Below are 21,613 nucleotides of genomic sequence, written 5' to 3'. Positions count from 1 at the left end.
CGTATAATTCCGCCTTTTCGCCCAACCGGAGTCTTGCGCCGTGGCCACCCCGATGTTCAATTCGTCGATCACCAGCCTGCCGTTGATCGGTCGCGGCAAAGTACGCGACATCTATGCAGTGGGCGACGACAAACTGCTGATCGTCACCACCGACCGTCTGTCGGCCTTCGACGTCGTGCTGCCCGACCCGATTCCCGACAAGGGCCGCGTACTCACCGCCACGGCCTCGTTCTGGTTCGAAAAACTCGCGCGCATCGTGCCCAACCAGCTCACCGGCATCAACCCGGAAAGCGTGGTTACCGAAGACGAGCGTGAGCAGGTGCGCGATCGCGCGCTGGTGGTCAAACGCCTCACGCCGCTCCCCATCGAAGCCGTGGTGCGTGGTTACCTCAGCGGTTCGGGCTGGAACGACTACAAGGCCAACGGCTCGGTGTGCGGCATTGCGCTGCCGCCCAACCTCAAGCAGGCCACGCAACTTCCGCTGCCGCTGTTCACCCCCGCCACCAAAGCAGACGTGGGTGACCACGACGAGAACATCTCGTTTGCCCAGGCCTGCGCGGCCTGCGATAAGGCGCTGGCAGGCGTACTCGCGGGCACCGGCAAGACCGGCACGCAGCTCGCCGAGCAGGCTCGCCAGGTTGCCATTGCCTTGTACATGGAAGCGGCGTTCCACGCCCAGAAGCGCGGCATCATCATTGCCGACACCAAGTTCGAATTCGGCGTGGACGCGGCCGGCACGCTGCACCTGATCGACGAAGCCCTGACACCGGATTCGTCGCGCTTCTGGCCCGCCGACAGTTATCAGGTGGGCATCAGCCCGCCCTCTTTCGACAAACAGTACGTGCGCGATTACCTCGAGACGCTCGACTGGAACAAGAAGGCTCCGGGCCCGACCCTGCCGCCCGAAGTCATCGCCGGCACCGCCGCCAAGTATCGCGAAGCCTACGAGCGCCTGACCGGCAACACGCTGGGCGAATGAGCCTCTCGGCATCCGGCCGCAATCTCGCCCTCGGGGTGGTGATTGCGGCCTACATGCTTTCCTTCTTCCACCGCTTTGCCCCGGCCGGCATCGCGAGCGACCTCGCAGCCGCCTTCCAGACCTCCGCCGCCTCACTCGGCGTGCTCGCAGCAACCTTCTTCTACGTCTATGCGCTGGTGCAGATTCCCACGGGAATTCTGGTGGACACCGTCGGCCCGCGCCGCACGCTGCTGGCCGGCGGCGTGCTTGCCGCTGCCGGCAGCCTGATCTTCGGCCTGGCAAGCGACCTGGGCCTGGCCATGCTCGGTCGCACCGTCATCGGCTTGGGGGTGGCCGTGGTGTTCGTCGCCATGCTCAAGCTGATTGCGCTGTGGTATCCCGAAAACCGCTTCGCGAGCATCGTCGGTCTCACCCTGCTGCTCGGCAACGCCGGCTCGATGCTGGCCGGCACACCCCTGGCGACGTTGTCCGAAATGGCCTCGTGGCGTGCCGTGTTCCTGGGCACCGCATGCATCTCGCTGGCGCTGACCCTTGCCATCTGGGCACTCGTGCGCGACGCGCCACGCACCGCCGCGGCGCCTGTCGACCGCCGCAGCATTGTCGAAGGGCTGATGACGGTGCTGCGCAACCGCTTCACGTGGCCGGCCGTGATGGTCAATTTCGGCATCTGCGGCAGTTTTTTCGCATTCGGCGGGCTGTGGGCCACGCCGTATCTGATGTCGGTGCACGGCCTTTCACGCATCGGCGCAGCAAACCACATCTCGCTGTATTTCGGCGGCTTCGCCGTGGGCTGCCTGATGATCGGAACCCTGTCCGACCGTCTCGGCGTGCGCAAGCCGGTGCTGTTCGCTGCGGGCCTGGCGTACTGCGCACTTTGGCTGGTGTGGCTGTCGGGCGTGCGCATGCCGCTGGCCACAAGCCTCACGCTATTCACGCTGATGGGCGTCTGCGCCGCAGCCTTCATGCTGTCATGGGCCTGCGCCAAAGAGGTCAATCCGCCGCAGCTCTCGGGCATGAGTACCAGCATCGTGAACATGGGCGGCTTTGTCGCCACCGCGCTGCTGCAACCGCTGGTCGGGCTGATCATGGATCACGGCTGGGGCGGTGAGGTCGTTGCGGGCGTGCGCCAATATGCGCCCGAGGCCTTCACGCCCGCCCTGGCATTGCTCGCCGCGACCGCCGCTTGCGGCACTGTGGCAGCGGTGTTCCTGCGCGAAACGCGCTGCCGCAACCTGTGGCGGCCGCAAACCTGACTCGCATTTTTAGGGTCGCGCGGCTGACATTCGCGATCTATGCTGAAAGTGAGGCGCCTGGCCCGTTCAGACGCCTGCAGTGGTTCCCTTCGAGTCTCAGGTTCAGGAGGAAAGCGCCATGGATCAGCCGCTCAAGTCACTCGACCAACACTTTCAGATGCCTACCGTTCGCGAGATTGATCCGGCGCGACCTTTCAAATGGCTGCGCATGGGCCTGCAGGATCTGCTCGATGATCCATTGCCCAGCCTGACCTATGGCGTGCTGTTCGCGCTGGTCGGCGCAGTGATCTTCTCCTTCGTCAATCACAATCCGTCGCTGTTCATGACGGCCGCCACCGGCTTTCTGCTGGTCGGCCCGATCACCGCTGCGGGGCTGTACGAAATCGCCCGCCGCGAAGAACAAGGTGAAGTGATCGGCTTCATGGCGTCCTTGCGAGGCCTGCGCGCGCACGCCGAGCAACTCATGCAGTTCGGCCTGTTCCTGGCCATCATGCTGGTGGTGTGGGAGCGCATGTCGGCCATCCTGTTTGCGCTGTTCGACCACGGCGACACGGCCGTGGTGAGCTTCTTCTTCCGCGACATTTTCCTGTCCGGCGCGCATCTGGACTTCGTGGCGGCCTACATCGTGGCCGGCGGCGTGCTGGCTGCGCTGGTGTTCGCGCTGTCCGCGGTGGCCATCCCGATGCTGATGCATCGCGACACCGACATCGTGACCGCGATGATGTCCAGCGCCCGCGCGGTGCTCGGCAACCTGCGCGCCATGGTGCTGTGGGCGGCCCTCATCGCCGGGCTCATCGCCATCGGCTTTGCGACGATGATGATCGGCATGGTCGTGATCCTGCCAGTGTTGGGCTTCGCCAGTTGGCACGCCTACCGTGACTTGATCGAATAGTCAGCGGGCACACTTGCCCACTGCGGGGGTCGGCCGCCCCTCGGCCGACCTGCCCGGTTAGAATGGGACTGCGAACCGTCGCCCCGTGTGGCGGTCGCAGTCTGTCTGTTTGCACCATTCGCCGAGGCCCCATGACCAACCCGCTGCTCGATTTCACTGCCCTTCCCCGCTTCGATTCGATCCGCCCGGAGCATGTCGAACCCGCGATTCGCGAACTGATCGCCGAGAACCGCGCGCTGATCGACGCCAAAGTGTCGGATACCGTCGCGCCCACATGGGACGACTTCGTTGCGCCGCTGACCAAAGCCGGCGAACGCCTCGGCCGCGCCTGGGGCGTCGTCGGCCACCTGCACAGTGTCTTCGACGTGCCGGAATGGCGCGAGGCGTACAACCACATGCTGCCGGATATCTCCAGCTTCTATGCCGACATCGGCCAGAATCTGGCGCTTTTCGAGAAGTACAAAGCGCTGCGTGAAAGCGCTGAATACGCCACCTTGTCGCCGGTGCGCCAGCGCATTCTCGATCACGAAGTGCGCGACTTCCGCCTCGCCGGCGCCGAATTGCCGGACGGCGACAAACCTCGCTTCAAGCAGATTCAGGAAGAACAGTCCGCCCTGGCCGCGAAGTTCTCCGAGAACATTCTCGACGCCACCAACGCCCACGCCGAGTGGATCAACGACGAAGCCGACCTCGCAGGTCTGCCTGCCGACGTCGTGGCTGCTGCACGCGCCTCGGCCGAGAAGGCTGGCAAGCCAGGCTGGAAATTCACCTTGCACATGCCCTCGTATCTGCCGGTGATGCAGTACGCCGACAACCGCGCGCTGCGCGAGCGCATGTACCGCGCCTACGCCACACGCGCCTCGGAGTTCGGCCCGAGCGAGATCGACAACGGCCCGCTGATCGGCCGCATTCTGGCCCTGCGTGCAGAAGAGTCGAAGATGCTCGGCTACGCCAATTTCGCCGAGGTTTCGCTGGTGCCGAAAATGGCCAATTCGCCGGCCGAAGTACTCGACTTCCTGCACGAGCTCGCCGCCAAGGCCAAACCGTTTGCCGAGCGGGATCTGGCCGAACTGCGTGATTTCGCCGTGCGCGAACTAGACCTTGCCGAAATGCAGCCGTGGGATGTCGGCTACGCCTCCGAGAAACTGCGTGAATCGCGCTACGCCTTCTCGGAGCATGAGGTGAAGCAATACTTCCCCGAGCCGCGCGTGCTCGACGGCTTGTTCGGCGTCGTCCAGCGCCTCTACGGTGTCACCATTTTTCCCGATCAGGCGCCCACCTGGGATGCCGACGCGCGCTTCTTCCGCATCGAACGCCAGGGCAGCACCATCGGCCACTTCTACCTCGATCTGCATGCACGCGAAACCAAACGCGGCGGGGCCTGGATGGATTCCGCACGCAGCCGCATGAAGGTGCGCGAAGGCGTGCAAACCCCCGTGGCCTACCTGGTGTGCAATTTCTCCGGCCCCTCCGGGGGCAAGCCGGCGACGTTCAGTCACGACGACGTGCAGACGCTGTTCCACGAGGCCGGCCATGGCCTGCATCACCTGCTCACGCAGATCGACGAAGTGGCGGTGTCGGGCATTCACGGCGTGGAGTGGGATGCCGTCGAGCTTCCCAGCCAGTTCATGGAAAACTTCTGCTGGGAGTGGGACGTGCTGAGCGACATGACCGCTCACGTCGATACCGGCGAGCCGCTGCCCCGCGCGCTGTATGACAAGATGATTGCCGCACGCAATTTCCAGAGCGGCATGCAGACCGTGCGCCAGATCGAATTCTCGCTGTTCGACCTGCTGATTCACAGCCAACTCGAACCGCAGGGCGAACGCGTCCCCATCGAAGCCGTCATGGCCGTGCTGGCCGACGTGCGCCGCGAGGTCGCCGTGCTCACGCCGCCGGACTGGAACCGTTTCCCGCACAGCTTCTCGCACATTTTCGCGGGCGGCTACGCAGCCGGCTATTACAGCTACAAGTGGGCAGAGGTACTGTCGGCCGACGCATTCGAAGCCTTCGAAGAGGCCGGTTCGGCCGGCGGCTCGCTGCTCGACCCGACCACCGGCGAGCGCTTCTGGCGCGAAATCCTGTCGGTCGGCGGCAGCCGCCCGGCCATTGAATCCTTCAAGGCTTTCCGTGGCCGCGAGCCCAAGGTGGACGCATTGCTGCGCCACAGTGGCATGGTGGCGGCGTGAAGATCGTCAGCTGGAACGTCAATTCGCTGAAAGTGCGCCTGCCGCACGTGCTCGACTGGCTGGAAGCCAACCAGCCCGACGTGCTCGGGCTGCAGGAGCTCAAATGCGAGGACAAGGGCTTTCCACTGGCCGAGTTGGAGGCCGCTGGCTACCGCGCAGTATTCAACGGCCAGAAGACCTACAACGGGGTGGCACTGCTCACACGCGGTGAGGCGCACGACGTGGTGCGCGACATTCCAGGCTTCGCCGACGAGCAAAAACGCATCATCGCCGCCACGGTGGATGGCGTGCGCGTGGTGTGTGGCTATTTCCCCAACGGGCAGGCGGTCGGCTCGGACAAGTTCGAGTACAAGCTGAGGTGGCTTGAGGCCCTCACCGCCTGGCTCAAAGCGGAAATCGCCAACCACCCGCAGCTCGCGCTGATCGGCGATTTCAACATCGCCCCCGAAGACCGCGACGCCCACCCCGAATGGAATGACGAAATCCACGTCTCCGAGCCCGAGCGTGCCGCCTTTTACCGCCTTGAGGCCTTGGGCCTTAAAGACGCCTTCCGCCTGTTTCCTCAGCCCGAGAAGAGCTTCTCGTGGTGGGATTACCGCATGGGCGCATTCCGACGCAATTTCGGGCTGCGCATCGATCACATTCTCGTCACGCCTGCTCTGGCGGAGCGCTGCACCGCCTGCGCCGTAGACAAAACCCCGCGCAAACTCGAACGCCCCTCCGACCACGCACCGGTGGTGGCCGACTTCAAACTCTGAGGCGCCTCGAAGCGCCCTGCCTGGAGACAAACAACATGACCAAGAACATCGGATCAATCGACAAGACCATTCGCGTCGTCCTCGGCCTCACGCTGATCGCCCTCGCGATCATGGGCGTCGGCGCACCGTGGACCTGGATCGGGGTACTGCCGCTGATCACTGGCCTGATGGGCACCTGCCCGGCCTACACGCTGTTCGGCTGCAATACCTTCCCGAAGGATTGACGCCCCCTGAAGCGCTGGGGCCGCGCCGCACGATGCAATACGGCCTCAACGCACGGTCACCCTCTGCCGTCTTCCGCCAACAAACCATAGAGGGCTGAGTCCGAAACCACACCGTTGATTTCCCAACGCTGCCTCAACACCCCCTCCCTCACGAAACCAAGGCGCTCCAATGCTCTGGCAGACGCCACATTCAGCGGGTCGATCTCGGCCTCGACGCGACGCAAACCCAAGGTATCGAACGCATACTGCAGCAACGCCCGCGCAGCTTCTACCGCGTACCCCTTGCCCCAATGCTGGCGTGCCACACCGAAGCCGATCTCGGCCCGCTTCGACTCTGCCGCGTAATTGAACAACATGCACTTCCCGAGCAGCCGCCCGGAGTCCTTGTCTGCAAGCCCGAGCGTCATGGCGCGGCCACACTTCATGGCTTCGGAGCTCTCCTTCAAGAAAGTGTGTGCTTCATCCACGGTAGCCCAGGGGGCCGTGTTCCAGTACCTCATCACCTCGTGATCCGAGAAAATCTCAAACAACCGCGACGCATCCTCCAAGCGCAACGGACGCAGCCTGAGGCGCTCCGTCTCGATCACCGGATGAAACTCTTCATTCATTGAAACCCCTCATCCAAAAGGCTGTAGCGCCGAGAGGGATGTAGCGGCGTCCGGCTACACCACCCCCTGGATCAACGCACCAACAAGCCGAAGCTCAACAACAAGGAAAGCCCGGCCAGCCCCAACGCTGCGATGACCATGGTTTTGTACGCAGCCATCTCCTTGCGACCTTCCTCGGCGGCAACCTCCAGCCCTTGCACCACTTGCTGCAATTTCTCGGCAAGCACGTGGATCGACTCCGCATTCTGCGTCGCCGCCTTCTGCAGTTCGCTGATCTGTTTCGCCATGACGGGCAGGCTTTTGGCGCTTTCCGCGGGCTTGGACGTGAACGCCGGGATGGCGGCGGTCGCCACCTGCGCGAGGTAGGGCGCAACCGCCTTGATGATCGGCAGTATTTGAATTGCCATGAGACCCCCTTGAAAAGCGGATGAAGAGGTCGTTTGAGACGAGCCGGCGCCGATCCGTTCCTGCAGGACGAGCGGACCGGGCCTTACTTGGCCGAAACGTGATTGGCGAGGGCGATGTAATCGGCCACCGTCAGGCGCTCGCCGCGCAGGCCGGGATCAATGTCGAGAGCCTGAAAGTCAGCGTCATCGAGAAACTCGCGCAAGGTGTTGCGCAAGGTCTTGCGCCGCTGGCCAAAGGCCGCGGCCACGATGCGGCCGAACAAGTCTTCGTCAGCCGGGCGCGGGCGGTCTCCAGGTAGCGGTACCAGACGCACGATGCTGGACACCACTTTGGGTTCGGGCTTGAATGCGCCGGGCGGCACATCGAACAGGTGAGCCATGGCGAAGCGCATCTGCAGCATGACCGAGAGCCGTCCGTAATCAGGCGTATCCGGCTCCGCCACCATGCGCATCACGACCTCTTTCTGCAGCATGAAATGCATGTCGCGCACGCCTTCGGCGAAGGTGGCGAGGTGAAACAGCAGGGGCGTGGAAATGTTGTACGGCAGGTTGCCCACCACGCGCAGGCTCGGACCAAGGGTCGCGAAGTCGAAGGCCAGCGCGTCACCCTCATGGATGGTCAGACGGTCGGTGCTGTAATTCTGCTTGAGGCGCGTGATGAGATCGCGGTCGATCTCGACGACATGCAGATGCCCCAGGCGCTCGACGATCGGCGCCGTCATGGCGCCCAGACCGGGGCCGATCTCCGCCATGGTTTCGCCTGGCTGCGGACGAATCGCGTCAACGATCTTGCGAATGATGTTGGGGTCGGACAGGAAGTTCTGGCCGAAGCGTTTGCGTGCTCGATGCTCAGACATGACGACGTCCAGCGATTTCAACAGCCAGCTCGAAGGCGGCAAACAGGCTACCCGGATCGGCTTGCCCACTGCCGGCTAAGTCAAGGGCAGTGCCATGGTCGACCGAAGTGCGCACGATCGGAAGGCCGAGCGTGACATTCACGCCGCCACCAAAGCTCGCATGCTTGAGCACCGGCAAACCCTGATCGTGGTACATGGCCAACTGCGCGTCGCCGTGCTCGAGCGTATGTGGAACGAACAGCGTATCGGCCGGCAGCGGGCCGATCAGGTTCATGCCTTGGTCGCGCAAACGTGCCAGCACCGGTTCGATGACGTCGATCTCCTCACGCCCCATGTGCCCGCCCTCCCCCGCATGGGGATTGAGGCCGGCGACCAGAATACGCGGCGTCGCGATGCCGAACCGCCCGACCAGGTCGCGATGCAGGATGCGAATGGTTTCTTCCAGCGCCTCGCGCGTGATCGCCGCAGGCACCTGTGCCAGCGGCAAGTGTGTGGTGACCAATGCAACGCGCAAACCGCCGCCAACGAGCATCATCACCACCTTCGAGGTGCCGGTGCGCTCTGCGAGGTATTCGGTATGGCCACTGAAGGGGATGCCGGCATCGTTGATGACGGCTTTATGCACCGGCGCGGTCACCATGGCGGAAAACTCACCGGCAACACAGCCGTCGATGGCACGGTCAAGCATGGCAAGCACGTGCACGGCATTGGCAGGATCCACCCTGCCCGCGTGACATGACGTCACGAGCGGTACGTGCAACACGTCGAGGACACCTGGCGCAGGCGGCACGCCAGCGCGATAGGCACGCACTTCGACCTGACCGGCCAGCGCCCCGAGACGCTGTTGCTGAAGCTGAAGGTCTCCGATCACGACCGGATGAGCGGCCCAGCCTCGCAGGGCGAGGTGGGCACACAATTCGGGACCGATACCTGCCGGCTCTCCCGCCGTGACGGCAATGACAGGCCCGGAAGCGGCCATTATTCCCGGCCCAGGCGAATCTCGACGTAGGTGGAATCGCGCAGTTCGCGCAACCAACTGTCGTAGGCTTCCTCGGCTTTGCGCTCGCGCAGGGCGTTACGCGCCAGAGCACGGGTGCGCTCGTCGCTCACGTCTTGCACGCGGCGCTCAAGCACCTGAATCAAGTGCCAACCGAACGGCGAACGCACCGGCTGGCTCACCTCGTCGATGACCAACGCATCCATGGCGCGCTCAAACTCGGGCACAGTGTCACCGCGATACACCCAGCCCAGGTCGCCCCCACGCGCCGACGACATGTCGTCGGAATGCACCTTCGCAAGCTCTTCAAAGCTCTCGCCGTATTCGATACGCTCCCGCAAGGCCAACAGGCGAGCCTCGGCTTCGGCGTCGGGCAACACCTCCGACGTGCGCAGCAGAATGTGACGGGCACGCGTCTGATCGACCTGAGCATCCATCTGCACACCGCCGCCACGCATGTCGAGCAGCTTGACCACGTGCAGGCCAGCCGCACTGCGCATAACCGGCGAGACCTCACCCGGCTTCAGATTACGCACGGCATCGGCGAACAATGCCGGCAGACGATCACGCGCTCGCCAGCCCAGCACGCCACCATCGGTAGCATCCTGCGAATCCGACAGTTCCACGGCGAGTTGCTCGAAGGGCTCGCCGGCGGCGTTGCGACTGAGCACGCTTTCGGCCTTCCTCTCGAGCTCGCGGAACTCGCTCTCGCGGACGTTCTCGGGCACACGAATCAGCACGTGAGCGACCAACACCTCGCTGCCGGTGAAGGCGTCGGGGTTGTTGGCGATGAAGTTGTCGATCTCGGCATCGGTAACCACGACCTTGCTGTCGACTTCGGATTCACGCAACCGCGTAACCAGAATCTCGTTGCGTAGATTGTCCCGGAAGGCCTCCCAAGAAATCCCTTCGGCGTCGAGCGCCTGACGCAACTCCGGTTCGCTCAGGCCGTTATTCTGGGCAACCCGGCCGATCGCGCGAGTCATGGTGGCTTCATCCACCCGAATCCCGGCTTCGCGCGCCGCCTGCAGCTGAGCGCGCTCGAGAATCAAACGCTCGAGCACTTGCTCTTCGAGCACATTGCGCGGAGGCAGCTCGATGTTCTGGCGCCGGAGTTGCGCGACCGCCCGCTCAAGCGCGGCGCGCATCTGGACAAAGGTGATGACCTCATCCCCCACGACCGCAACAACACGGTCTACCGGGAGAGCCCGCTGGGCGGACACGTGGCCGGCGTACAGCATGCCGACCAGGCATGCCCCGACAACGGTACTGAGAAAACGCACGGAAACAGCTTGAATGTTCATTGGAAACAGCAACCTGGCTAAGCCTTAATTACCGAAATACGGATCGGCGACCGACTCGGTGATCACGCCGTAACCCGGCACGCTACGCCGGATGAGGCTGCTCGGGTTCGAGCCGATGCCACCAAGCCCCGTCAGCTCGAGCTGGAAGAACAGCGCATTGGTGACGTCGTTCGGATTGATTGCAAAACGATGCATGGCCGTGCGCAACGCCCAGCAACCGCAACGGCTGACGTATTCGACGCCGAGCAGCGCCTCGGTGGTGCGTTTTTCTTCGAGCGAGCGGGTGACTCGGCCTACACCATACCAGCGTCCGCCGAGCGGCCACTGCCCCGACAAATCGATGTTACGCAAATCGTCGCTTGTACCGTCGCCGCGCAGAAAGCGGTAACCGAGGTTGAGCACCTTGAGGTGCTCGGGCTGATAGCGCAAACGCGCATTGGCACGCTGGGTGTTGCCCTGTTCAGGGCTGTACTGTGTCGCGAGATCGAGCGAGACCGATTGCGATACGCGCCCGAAGAACGATGCCAGCATGTCGGTACGGCTGAAATCGCTGAGCGTTTCACCCGGCAGCCCGACGCGGCGATCTTCACGGTGGAAACGCTGCCCCACCGTGGCGCGCATACGCTCGATACCCGTATCGTTCTCAATGAAACGGGTCGTCACAGCCGCCGTCAGCTGATCGGCATCCCCAATTCGGTCGATACCGGAATAACGGTTTTCGTGGAAAATCTGGGCAAAGCCGAAGTCGTAGCGCGAAGTATCGAAAATCGGAATGTCACTCTGATCTTCATACGGGATGCGCACGTAATACAGGCGCGGCTCCAGGGTTTGCAGCGTATTGCGGCCGAACAGGGTGGAATCGCGGTCGAAATACATGCCGGCATCGACCGAGAAGATCGGCAGCGTGCGCGTAATGCCGGTCGGGCCACCGGGCGTGAACGGGCCATCCAGGTCGTAACGCGTGTAATGGGTGCCGATCTTCGGCTTGATGTACCAACCCGGCTGCCGGAAATTGAGCGCGATTTGCGGGTAGACGCTGATACGTTTGCCTTGCTGGAACGCATCGTCGCGGTGCTGGAAATTTACGTATTCACTCTCAAAGGCAAATTCCAGCCCGCCCGGCAAATCAGAGCGGAGCGCGTTCAACGTGAGCTGCGGCAAGCGCTTGTACGGCGCGTCGATCCCATCACCCAAGGTCTGATAGCTCTGCGCAAGTGCAGAGGCATTCCACCAGCCACCCGAATAATCGAGACGCCCTTCACGCAGCAGGTTGCGACGTGACGTGACCTGCAAGGTCGAACTCAGGTCTTCGAAGTACTCGTCGTCGGTGGCGCCGTTGAAGTTCACCGACGCACGCAAGCGGTCCGTCAGCAAGTGGCGGTGCTGGATCGATGCCAGACCACGCGACTCGCCGGTGATGCGGTCATTCGCCAACCACTCGAAACGCGAAACACCTTCGGAGCGCTCGGTGAGGTAGCGCATCTCAGCGCCCAGCTGGAGGCCACGCTTGGACATCAGGCGCGGCACCAGCGTCGCATCGTAGTTGGGTGCGATATTCCAGTAATACGGTACAGAGGAGTCGAAGCCGGTGTTATCGGAAACCCCCACCGTCGGCACCAGGAAGCCGGACTTGCGTTGCGGCCCGAGCGGAAAGCTCATGCTCGGCATGTACAACAGCGGCAGCCCCTTGAACACCAGCGAAGTGCCTTTGGCCACACCCACCTGGGAGTCGTAGTCGAGTTCGATCGAGCGGGCACGGATGAACCAGTCGTTGCTCTCGGGCTCGCACGTGGTCCAGGTTGCGTCGTCCATCGCGTACTGGTTCTCACCCTCGAGACGGATCATCGACGCCTCACCCCGGCTGGTGACGGTGCGCTCGACGCCGGTGTCGCGTGAAACCGACTTGACTGCAAACGCGTATTCGGGCGCAACGAACTCGCCGGTTTGCTCGAAAACCACCAGCCGCCCGCGCTCACTGGTCATGACATCGTCGCCACGCTCAAGGCGGACGTTGCCCTCGACCTGGATTTCATCGGTCAATTCGTTGTACGTGAGACGATCGGCGGTGAGGGTCAGATCTTCACGGACGATTTCAGCCTGCCCTTCGGCGACCACGTCGACCGAGCGCAGTCCCCGGATGCTGTCCGCACGCACCGTGGTCTCGCCATCGCTGATTTCGGGGCGCTGGCCCACTCCCGGCGCAACGCCGCGCGAAGAGGTCGGGGCGACCGCAGCCCCGCTGGCGGCATTGCTCGCAGCGGGGACCGGCGCAACAATGGCACGACCGCCAAGCAAGGCAGGGTCGACACGCAGCGGCGCCATGGTGCCGGCGTGAGCCAAACCCGGAAAAGAGAGCAACAGCAGAGCCAGAAACTTCGGCCGCCGGCGTTCAAAAGTGTTGTCGCGCAAGCGCTCCCTCATCTTGCTCATGTTCGGTCTGGCCGGGCCCTTTGATAAACTCGCAAAATTCTACACCAGCAATGCGGGGAACCCGTGCAAAGACGCGCTCGGCTTGAAACTTGGCTTGCCTCCGTGCTGCCTGGACGGAACATCGAACTGAGCGTCGCTTCAGCCGACGCCAGCTTCCGCCGCTATTTCCGCGTGAATGCAACGGAAAACACCCCCAGCCTGATCGCGATGGACGCCCCGCCCGAGCACGAAGACTGCCGCCCGTGGCTGACTATCGCCAAGCTGTTCGCAGCCACCGGCGTGCATGTGCCGCAGATCGTCGCGGAGAATCTCGACGAAGGCTTCATCCTGATGTCGGATCTCGGCAACACCACGTATTTGCAGGCGCTCACGCCGGACAATGCTCCGGGGCTGTATGCCGAAGCGCTCGGCAGCCTGATTGCCATTCAGCAGGCGAGCCGAGCCGACGCTCTGCCCGAGTATTCGCGTGAGATGCTGGAGCGCGAGATGCGGCTGTTCGAAGAGTGGTACGTCGGGCGGCATCTGGGCGTGGAGCTCGACGAAGCCGGCCGCAACGCGCTCGAAAAAGTGTATCGCCGGGTACTGGAGGTCAATCTGGCTGAACCGCGCGTGTTCGTGCACCGCGACTATCACTCGCGCAACCTCATGAGGCTGGACGCGGGCAACCCGGGCATCATCGATTTCCAGGACGCGGTGTATGGGCCCATCAGCTACGACCTCGTGTCACTGTTGAAGGACGCCTACATTCACTGGGAGGAATCCTTCGAACTGGACATGCTGATCCGCTACTGGGAAGCCGCCCGCCAGCTCGGCCTGCCGGTGCGCGCCGACTTCCCAGACTTTCATCGCGATTACGAATGGATGGGCGTGCAGCGCCATCTCAAGGTGATGGGCATCTTCGCGCGCCTCGCTCACCGCGACGGCAAGACCGGCTACCTCAACGACATCCCCGTGGTGCGCATGCATCTGCGACGCGTGTGCGCCCGCTACCGTGACCTCAAGCCCTTGCTCAACCTGCTCGACCGGCTCGAGCCCGAGGCCGTGGCCGTCGGCTACACCTTTTGAGCGAGCACCCCATGCGCGCGATGATCCTCGCGGCGGGGCGCGGCGAGCGCATGCGCCCGCTCACCAACCACGCACCCAAGCCCTTGCTCGAAGCCGGCGGCAAGCCGCTCATCGTCTGGCAGATCGAACGGCTGCGCGCGGCCGGCATCACTGAAATCGTCATCAACCACGCCTACCTCGGCCACATGATCGAGGCCGCCCTCGGCGACGGTTCGGCGCTGGGTGTCTCGATACGCTATTCACCCGAAGCCGTCGCACTCGAAACCGCCGGCGGCATCCGTCAGGCCCTGCCGCTGCTGGGCGACGGGCCGTTCATCGTCGTCAACGGCGACGTCTTCAGCGATGTTGACCTGGCCGCCGTTCGCGCAGCCGCCGAGCTGCTGCGCACAAACGGCGACCAGGCCCATCTGGTACTGGTAAGCAACCCCGAGCACAATCCGAACGGCGACTTCGCGCTGCAGGGGAGCCGCATCGTCGAGCACGCCCCCGCGCTGACGTTCTCCGGCGTCGGCGCCTACCATCCGGCGCTGTTCGCCGACGTCCCGACCGGGCAGCCAGCCAAGCTCGCACCGCTGCTGCGGGCCGCAATCTCGCAGGGCCACGTCGGCGGCACACACCACGCAGGCAGCTGGATGGACGTCGGCACGCCGCAGCGGCTCGAGGAACTCGACCAGCAACTGCGCGTCTCTGGCAGACCCTGACTTCCGTTTACCATGCCCGGGGCCAACCTGCGGCCCTCGCAGCGGTGCCATAATCACAGCATGAACACCGTAACCACCGACCTCCGCCCCGACATCGCGCCCTTCCGCAGCCGCCGCGAACGCCTGATGGCGCGCATGCAAGCCGCAGGCGGTGGCGTAGCCGTGCTCGCCACCGCGCCCGAGCGGTCGCGCAACCGCGACACGCACTACCCCTATCGCTACGACAGCTACTTTCACTACCTCACTGGTTTCGGCGAACCCGAAGCCATCGTGGTGCTGATCGCCGGCGCCACGCCGAAGAGCGTACTGTTCTGTCGCAGCAAGGATGAAGAGCGCGAGATCTGGGACGGCCGTCGCTGGGGCCCGGAAGCAGCGCGCGAGGCTTTCGGCTTCGATGAAGCCTGGCCAGTCGACGCCTTCGACGCCAAGCTGCCGGAGCTTCTTGCCGATCAACCTCTGCTGTGGTGCGGTTTTGGCTACGACGATAACTGGGACAGCCGCATCACGCGCGCCCTCAACGCCGTGCGCGCCAAGACCCGCGCAGGCTCGACCGCACCGCACAGCATTCGCGATGCGCTGGCCGAGCTCGACGAGATGCGCCTTATTAAAGACGCTTCCGAAATCGCCATCATGCGCCGCGCGGGCGAAATCTCGGCCGAGGCCCACTGCCGCGCGATGCGCGCGAGCCGCCCGGGCCGTTTCGAGTACGAAATCGAAGCCGAACTGCTGCATGCCTTCCGCGCGGCGGGCAGCCCCTTCCCTGCCTATCCGTCCATCGTCGCCAGCGGCCCTAACGCCTGCATCCTGCATTACGTCGAGAACGACCGCCGCATACAGGACGGTGATCTGCTGCTGGTCGACGCGGGCTGCGAACTCGACGGCTACGCCTCGGATATCACCCGCACGTTCCCGATCAACGGTCGCTTCAGCGGCCCGCAGCGTGACGTCTACGAAATGGTGCTGGCCGCACAACACGCCGCCAAGGCCGAAGTCCGCCCCGGTCAGCACTGGAACGCCGCGCACGAAGCCGCCGTCGAAGTGCTCGCTCAAGGCATGCTCGACCTCGGCCTGCTGCAGGGCTCGCTCGACAGCGTGCTAGAACAAGGCAGCTACCGCCGCTTCTACATGCACCGCACCGGCCACTGGCTGGGCCGCGACGTGCACGACGCCGGTGAATACAAGCAGAACGGCGACTGGCGCTCGCTGCAGCCGGGCATGGTGCTCACCGTCGAGCCGGGCTGCTACATCCGCCCCGGCGAAGGCGTGCCGGAGGCGTTCTGGAACATCGGCATCCGCATCGAAGATGACGCATTGGTTACCGCCGACGGTTGCGAGTACCTCACCGAGGGCGTGCCGCGCGAAGTGGCCGACATCGAAGCGCTGATGCGCGACGGCAGGAATGGCTGATACCGATGTCCTGATCATCGGCGGCGGCCCTGCCGGCCTCGCGCTGGCACTCGCCTTGCGCGATTCCGGGAAGCACGTGGTGCTGGCCGACGCGCGAGCCCGCGAAGCCGTCACGAGCGATCCACGCGCACTGGCACTGGCTCACGGCTCGCAGCTCATTCTTGAACGCCTGGGTGTATGGCGCGAATTGAACGCCACCGCCATCGACACCATTCACGTTTCGCAACGCCACGCATTCGGCCGCACCGTGTTGCGCGCCAGCGAGCTCGGCGTCCCTGCGCTGGGCCACGTCGTTTCCGCCGGCGCACTCGCCGGCGCCTTGCGCAAGGCGGTGGAAGCCGCCGGAATCGAAGTGCGCGACAACACCCTCGTCAGCGACCTCATTCCCGCGACGGATTCGATCCAGGCGGCACTCAACGATCACGACGCCCTCACCGCCCGCCTGGCCGTGCGCGCCGAAGGCAGCCCTGGCCAAGGCGACGAAATCCGCTCACGCGATTACGCACAGCACGCCCTCATCGCCACGGTACGCCCGCAAACCGGACACGCTCACACCGCCTTCGAGCGCTTCACCGCCGAAGGGCCGCTGGCCTTGCTGCCGTTTGGCGACGATTACGCCTGCGTGCTGGTGGTGTCCGAGCATAAAGCCGACCACTTGAGCACTCTCGACGACGCCAGCTACCTTGCACACCTGCAGGAGGCCATCGGCCACCGCACGCAACTCGCGGCGGTCGGCCCGCGCGTGCGCTACCCGCTGGCGCTGCGCTACCGTCAAAGCTCGGCAGCACAACGCACAGCCTGGATCGGCAACGCGGCACAGACACTGCACCCGGTGGCGGGCCAGGGTTTCAACCTTGCGCTGCGCGACGTGTTTACGCTGGCCATGGCCATTCGCGACGCCGCCGACGCAGGCGATGCATTGCTTCTTTCGGACTGGTCGCGCAGCCGCCGCCTGGATCGTACCGGCACCATCGGTTTCACGGACGGTCTGATCCGCGTCTTCGCCAACGATTGCGGCCCGTTGTCGGCGGCACGAGGACTCGGCCTGGCGGCGCTCGATATGTGCTCACCGCTACGCGGCTTCGTGGCGCGGCGCATGATGTTCGGCGCACGCGCCTGGCCCTGAGCCCGCTGCATCGCCGGCCAGCGCGGCCTTGGCAGAAAGCACTCTGCCGCAGCAGATCGAGGCTCGCTCAATCCCCTTGAACAGCCCCGTTTGTCGCTTCCTTGCACCAGGCAACGCGGCCAACCCTCTTCCTGCCCGCCGAAGTCCGCAAGCCGGGTGTCGCTTGAGGTAGAATGGCGCCCTTCCAGCCGTCCTCCGGATTTTCACGCCCATGCAGTTTGCCGGTTTCACTCTCCGCAACAACCTCTTCGTGGCACCGATGGCCGGGGTGACGGATCGTCCGTTCCGCCAGTTGTGCAAGAAGCTGGGCGCGGGCGTGGCCGTATCCGAAATGGTCACCTCCAACTCGCTGCTGTACGGCAGCGCCAAGACGCAGCGGCGCGCCAACCACGATGGCGAGGTCGACCCGATATCCGTGCAGATCGCCGGCGCCGATCCGGCCATGATGGCCGAGGCCGCCCGCTACAACGCCGACCGCGGTGCGCAGATCATCGACATCAACATGGGCTGCCCCGCCAAGAAAGTGTGCAACGTCATGGCCGGCTCGGCGTTGATGCAGGACGAGCCGCTGGTGGCACGCATTCTCGAAGCGGTGGTCAAGGCCGTGCCCGACACCCCGGTCACGCTCAAATTCCGCACCGGCTGGAACCGCGAGAACAAGAACGCACCGCTCATCGCGCGCATTGCCGAAGAATCCGGCATTCGTGGCATCGCCATCCACGGCCGCACGCGTGCCGATCAGTACACCGGTGACGCCGAGTACGACACCATCGCGCTGGTGAAAAGTCAGGTGGGCATTCCGGTCATCGCCAACGGCGACATCACCACGCCCGAAAAAGCCCGTTTCGTGCTCGAGTACACCAAGGCCGACGGCGTGATGATCGGCCGCGCGGCGCAGGGCCGCCCGTGGATTTTCCGCGAGATCGAGCACTTCCTGAACACCGGCGAGCACCTCCCCCCACCGCTGGTGACCGAGATTCACCGCGTGTGCCGCGAACACCTCGAAGACCTCTACGGCTTTTACGGTGAAGAGACCGGCCTCAAGGTCTCCCGCAAGCACATCTCCTGGTACACCAAGGGGCTCGAAGGCTCGGCGGCATTCCGCAAGATGATGAACACGTTGGGTGACATCCAGACCCAGACGGCCGCAGTGGACGAATTCTTCGGCCAGCTTGCCGAACGCGATGCCCGCCTGCGTTATGAAGAAGAACCTCCGCAGGAGCTCGCCGCATGAGTCGCGAGAACGACATCTCCGAATCCGTGCATCGCACGCTGGACCAGTATTTTCGTGACCTGGATGGCGAAGAGCCGTCGGCGATCTACGACATGGTGATCCAGAACGTCGAACGCCCGATGCTGGCCTTCGTGCTCGACCGAGCCGGCGGCAACCAGTCGATCGCCGCACGCATGCTCGGCATCAACCGCAACACGCTGCGCCGCAAGCTCTCCGAGCACGACCTGCTGTAACTTCGCGCGTCGCCTTGACGCCACCCCCCTGCCTTTTTCTGCCGATCACATGAAAGCAACCCAAGCCCTACTGAGCGTCTCCGACAAACGTGGCGTAGTCGATCTTGCCCGTGAGCTGAACGCTCTGGGCGTCGCCCTGTTGTCCACCGGCGGCACCGCCGCGCTGCTGCGCGAAGCCGGCCTGCCGGTCACCGACGTCTCCGACCATACCGGCTTCCCCGAGATGCTTGATGGCCGCGTCAAGACGCTGCACCCCAAGGTGCACGGCGGCATCCTCGCGCGCCGCGACCTGCCCGAGCACCTCGACACCATCGCTGCGCATGGCATCACGCGCATTGATCTGGTGGTGGTGAACCTCTATCCGTTCGAGCAGACCAGCGCCAAGCCCGGCTGTACGCTGGAAGACGCCATCGAGAACATCGACATCGGCGGGCCAGCCATGGTGCGTGCCGCCGCCAAGAACCACGGTGACGCCGCTGGCGGCGTGGCCATCGTGACCGACCCGGACGATTACGGGCGCATCATCGACGAGCTCAAGGCCAACGCCGGCACGCTGTCGTACAAAACGCGCTTCGCGCTTGCGGCCAAGGCATACACGCACACTGCGCGCTACGACTCCGCCATCTCCAACTTCCTTACTTCGCTCACCGACGACGGCTCGCGCCAGACCTATCCGGAGCGCTTCCAGATCGCCTTCGACAAGGTGCAGGACCTGCGCTACGGCGAGAATCCGCACCAGAGCGCAGCCTTCTACCGCGAACCGAATGCGCCCGAGGGCAGCATCTCGCGGTACACCCAGCTGCAAGGCAAAGAACTGTCGTACAACAACATCGCCGACGCCGATGCGGCGTGGGAATGCGTCAAAGCCTTCGACACCGCTGCCTGCGTGATCATCAAGCACGCCAACCCGTGTGGCGTGGCGCTGGGAGTGAATGCGGCCGAGGCCTATGCCAAGGCCTTCCAGACAGATCCGACCTCGGCCTTCGGCGGAATCATCGCCTTCAATTGCGAGGTCGATCGCGCCACCGCCGAAAGCGTCTCGAAGCAGTTCATGGAAGTGCTGATCGCGCCGTCCTTTGCGGCCGATGCGCTCACATTGCTGGCAGAGAAGAAAAACGTGCGCGTACTGCAGTGCCCCCTCGGCAAAGCATCCGGCGCACGCGACTTCAAACGCGTCGGCGGCGGTTTGCTGGTACAGAGCGCCGATGAAGCCCATATCCAGATCGCGGACCTTAAAGTCGTCACCAAGCGTGCGCCCTCGCCCACCGAACTGGCCGACTTGCTGTTTGCATGGCGCGTAGCCAAATACGTCAAATCCAACGCCATCGTGTATTGCCGTGACGGCATGACGGTGGGCGTCGGCGCCGGCCAGATGAGCCGTGTGGATTCCGCCCGCATTGCCTCCATCAAGGCGGAGAATGCCGGGCTCGACATCCGCGGCTCGGTGGTGGCGTCGGACGCCTTCTTCCCGTTCCGTGACGGTCTCGACGTACTCGCCAACGCCGGGGCGACCGCTGTCATCCAGCCCGGTGGCTCAATGCGCGACGCCGAAGTCATCGCCGCGGCCGACGAACACGGCGTTGCAATGGTCTTCACCGGCTTCCGCCACTTCCGTCACTGATCGCCCCACAAACCTCAAGACAACAACGCGACGCCCAACATGAAAGTTCTCGTCATCGGCTCCGGAGGCCGCGAACACGCGCTGGCCTGGAAACTGGTTCAGTCCGGCAAGGTCACGCGCGTCGTGGTTGCGCCCGGCAACGCCGGCACACTGCTTGAGCCCCAAGTCGATACCGTCGCGGTCAGCGCGATCCCCGACCTCATCGAGCTCGCCCGCAAGGAAGAAGTCGCCTACACCGTGGTCGGTCCCGAAGCGCCGCTTGCAGCCGGCGTCGTCGATGCCTTCCGCGAAGCCGGTCTGCCGATCTTCGGCCCGGTCAAGGCGGCTGCGCAGCTGGAGTCCTCCAAGGACTTCGCCAAACGTTTCATGGCGCGTCACAACATTCCGACCGCCAAGTACGAAACCTTCTCCGATGCGCAAGCCGCACACGCGTACGTCGACCGCGAAGGCGCGCCCATCGTCATCAAGGCCGACGGCCTGGCGGCGGGAAAGGGTGTGGTCGTGGCGATGACGCTCGACGAGGCACATGCCGCCATCGACATGATGCTGCTCGACAACAAGATGGGCGACGCGGGCGCCCGCGTGGTGATCGAAGAATTCCTGCACGGCGAAGAAGCCAGCTTCATCGTCATGGCCGACGGCAGCAACGCGCTGGCGCTGGCCACCAGCCAGGATCACAAGCGCCTCAAGGACAACGACGAAGGCCCCAACACCGGCGGCATGGGCGCCTATTCGCCTGCCGCCATCGTCACGCCGGAAGTGCATGCCCGCGTGATGCGCGAGGTCATTTACCCGGTGCTGGCGGGCATGAAAGCAGAAGGCACGCCCTACACGGGGTTTCTGTATGCCGGCCTGATGATCGACGATGAAGGCCGTCCGCGCGTGGTGGAATTCAATTGCCGCATGGGCGACCCCGAGACGCAGCCGATCATGATGCGCCTCAAGAGCGAGCTCACCGATCTCATCGAAGCCGCGCTCGAATGCAAGCTCGACCTCGTCGAGGCCGAATGGGATCGCCGCTTCGCACTCGGCGTGGTGATGGCCGCCAGCGGCTATCCCGAACAGCCGCGCAAGGGCGACGTCATCACCGGCCTGCCCGCCGCCGCTACCGAAGATGCTCACGTGTTCCATGCCGGCACGGTCATGCAAGGTGATGATGTCGTCACCTCGGGCGGTCGCGTGCTGTGCGTCACGGCGCTGGGCGACAGCGCCCGCACGGCGCAGACCCGCGCCTACGCCATTGCCGACGCCATCCATTTCGACGGGGCTCAGTATCGCCGTGATATCGGCCACCGCGCTTTGGCGCGCAAAGGCTGAACACGTCGGTG

Annotated in this window: 20 protein-coding genes; 14 read left to right on the top strand and 6 right to left on the bottom strand. The window is 64.2% G+C overall.

Annotated elements, in window-relative coordinates; all coding sequences use genetic code 11:
• Positions 1-40 precede the first annotated feature (40 nt).
• The 6 genes from AC6H0W_RS06290 (at position 41) to AC6H0W_RS06265 (ending at position 6,295) form a co-directional block, all read left to right on the top strand.
• On the top strand, positions 41-979 hold the full coding sequence (locus tag AC6H0W_RS06290; protein ID WP_497576304.1) for a phosphoribosylaminoimidazolesuccinocarboxamide synthase: 939 nt from the start codon (positions 41-43) through the stop codon (positions 977-979).
• Complete coding sequence (locus tag AC6H0W_RS06285; protein WP_497576303.1) at positions 976-2,232, top strand: MFS transporter; 1,257 nt, start codon at positions 976-978, stop codon at positions 2,230-2,232. The genes AC6H0W_RS06290 and AC6H0W_RS06285 overlap by 4 nt, the downstream gene beginning before the upstream one ends.
• Before the next feature lie 118 nt (positions 2,233-2,350).
• Positions 2,351-3,124, top strand: a complete 774-nt coding sequence (locus tag AC6H0W_RS06280; RefSeq protein ID WP_497576302.1) for a DUF2189 domain-containing protein — start codon at positions 2,351-2,353, stop codon at positions 3,122-3,124.
• Positions 3,125-3,255: 131 nt separating this feature from the next.
• A complete protein-coding gene (locus AC6H0W_RS06275) occupies positions 3,256-5,313 on the top strand; it encodes a M3 family metallopeptidase (protein ID WP_497576301.1) in 2,058 nt (685 codons plus the stop codon).
• On the top strand, positions 5,310-6,071 hold the full coding sequence (gene xth / locus AC6H0W_RS06270) for an exodeoxyribonuclease III (protein ID WP_497576300.1): 762 nt from the start codon (positions 5,310-5,312) through the stop codon (positions 6,069-6,071). Before AC6H0W_RS06275 ends, xth begins: the two co-directional genes overlap by 4 nt.
• Positions 6,072-6,106: 35 nt before the next feature.
• Positions 6,107-6,295 (top strand): YgaP family membrane protein, encoded by a 189-nt coding sequence (locus AC6H0W_RS06265; protein ID WP_497576299.1) that lies wholly within the window; start codon positions 6,107-6,109, stop codon positions 6,293-6,295.
• A 56-nt stretch (positions 6,296-6,351) separates the two neighbouring features.
• On the opposite strand, the gene AC6H0W_RS06260 is transcribed toward AC6H0W_RS06265, so the two are convergent.
• The 6 genes from AC6H0W_RS06260 to AC6H0W_RS06235 form a co-directional block, all read right to left on the bottom strand.
• The gene (locus AC6H0W_RS06260; protein WP_497576298.1) at positions 6,352-6,903 is read right to left on the bottom strand and encodes a GNAT family N-acetyltransferase; all 552 of its coding nucleotides are present in this window, start codon (positions 6,901-6,903) and stop codon (positions 6,352-6,354) included.
• 71 nt (positions 6,904-6,974) lie between these two features.
• Complete coding sequence (locus AC6H0W_RS06255) at positions 6,975-7,310, bottom strand: hypothetical protein (protein WP_497576297.1); 336 nt, start codon at positions 7,308-7,310, stop codon at positions 6,975-6,977.
• A gap of 83 nt (positions 7,311-7,393) precedes the next feature.
• Positions 7,394-8,167, bottom strand: a complete 774-nt coding sequence (gene rsmA, locus AC6H0W_RS06250) for a 16S rRNA (adenine(1518)-N(6)/adenine(1519)-N(6))-dimethyltransferase RsmA (RefSeq protein ID WP_497576296.1) — start codon at positions 8,165-8,167, stop codon at positions 7,394-7,396.
• The gene (gene pdxA / locus AC6H0W_RS06245; protein ID WP_497576295.1) at positions 8,160-9,146 is read right to left on the bottom strand and encodes a 4-hydroxythreonine-4-phosphate dehydrogenase PdxA; all 987 of its coding nucleotides are present in this window, start codon (positions 9,144-9,146) and stop codon (positions 8,160-8,162) included. Before pdxA ends, rsmA begins: the two co-directional genes overlap by 8 nt.
• Entirely contained in the window at positions 9,146-10,468 is a 1,323-nt protein-coding gene (locus AC6H0W_RS06240) for a peptidylprolyl isomerase (RefSeq protein ID WP_497576294.1), read from the bottom strand. Before AC6H0W_RS06240 ends, pdxA begins: the two co-directional genes overlap by 1 nt.
• Positions 10,469-10,492: 24 nt before the next feature.
• Positions 10,493-12,898 carry an LPS-assembly protein LptD gene (locus tag AC6H0W_RS06235; protein WP_497576293.1) on the bottom strand — a complete coding sequence of 802 codons (2,406 nt, stop codon included), beginning with the start codon at positions 12,896-12,898 and terminating at the stop codon, positions 10,493-10,495.
• Between the two features lie 63 nt (positions 12,899-12,961).
• Between AC6H0W_RS06235 and AC6H0W_RS06230 the strand changes: the two genes are divergently transcribed.
• From AC6H0W_RS06230 to purD, 8 genes are all read left to right on the top strand, one after another.
• Positions 12,962-13,963, top strand: a complete 1,002-nt coding sequence (locus AC6H0W_RS06230; protein WP_497576292.1) for an aminoglycoside phosphotransferase family protein — start codon at positions 12,962-12,964, stop codon at positions 13,961-13,963.
• Positions 13,964-13,983: 20 nt separating this feature from the next.
• The gene (murU, locus tag AC6H0W_RS06225) at positions 13,984-14,664 is read left to right on the top strand and encodes an N-acetylmuramate alpha-1-phosphate uridylyltransferase MurU (RefSeq protein WP_497576759.1); all 681 of its coding nucleotides are present in this window, start codon (positions 13,984-13,986) and stop codon (positions 14,662-14,664) included.
• 60 nt (positions 14,665-14,724) lie between these two features.
• Positions 14,725-16,071, top strand: coding sequence for a Xaa-Pro aminopeptidase (gene pepP, locus AC6H0W_RS06220; protein WP_497576291.1), 1,347 nt, complete (start codon positions 14,725-14,727; stop codon positions 16,069-16,071).
• On the top strand, positions 16,064-17,197 hold the full coding sequence (locus AC6H0W_RS06215) for an FAD-dependent monooxygenase (RefSeq protein ID WP_497576290.1): 1,134 nt from the start codon (positions 16,064-16,066) through the stop codon (positions 17,195-17,197). Before pepP ends, AC6H0W_RS06215 begins: the two co-directional genes overlap by 8 nt.
• A 211-nt stretch (positions 17,198-17,408) precedes the next feature.
• On the top strand, positions 17,409-18,431 hold the full coding sequence (dusB, locus tag AC6H0W_RS06210; protein WP_497576289.1) for a tRNA dihydrouridine synthase DusB: 1,023 nt from the start codon (positions 17,409-17,411) through the stop codon (positions 18,429-18,431).
• Positions 18,428-18,664 (top strand): helix-turn-helix domain-containing protein, encoded by a 237-nt coding sequence (locus tag AC6H0W_RS06205; protein ID WP_497576288.1) that lies wholly within the window; start codon positions 18,428-18,430, stop codon positions 18,662-18,664. The genes dusB and AC6H0W_RS06205 overlap by 4 nt, the downstream gene beginning before the upstream one ends.
• 49 nt (positions 18,665-18,713) lie before the next feature.
• Positions 18,714-20,285 (top strand): bifunctional phosphoribosylaminoimidazolecarboxamide formyltransferase/IMP cyclohydrolase, encoded by a 1,572-nt coding sequence (purH, locus tag AC6H0W_RS06200; RefSeq protein ID WP_497576287.1) that lies wholly within the window; start codon positions 18,714-18,716, stop codon positions 20,283-20,285.
• A 39-nt stretch (positions 20,286-20,324) separates the two neighbouring features.
• A complete protein-coding gene (gene purD, locus AC6H0W_RS06195) occupies positions 20,325-21,602 on the top strand; it encodes a phosphoribosylamine--glycine ligase (protein WP_497576286.1) in 1,278 nt (425 codons plus the stop codon).
• The last annotated feature ends 11 nt before the right edge of the window (positions 21,603-21,613 follow it).

This window comes from Pseudazoarcus sp. NS20 (assembly GCF_059703745.1).
This window is presented reverse-complemented; position numbering and strand designations above follow the sequence as displayed.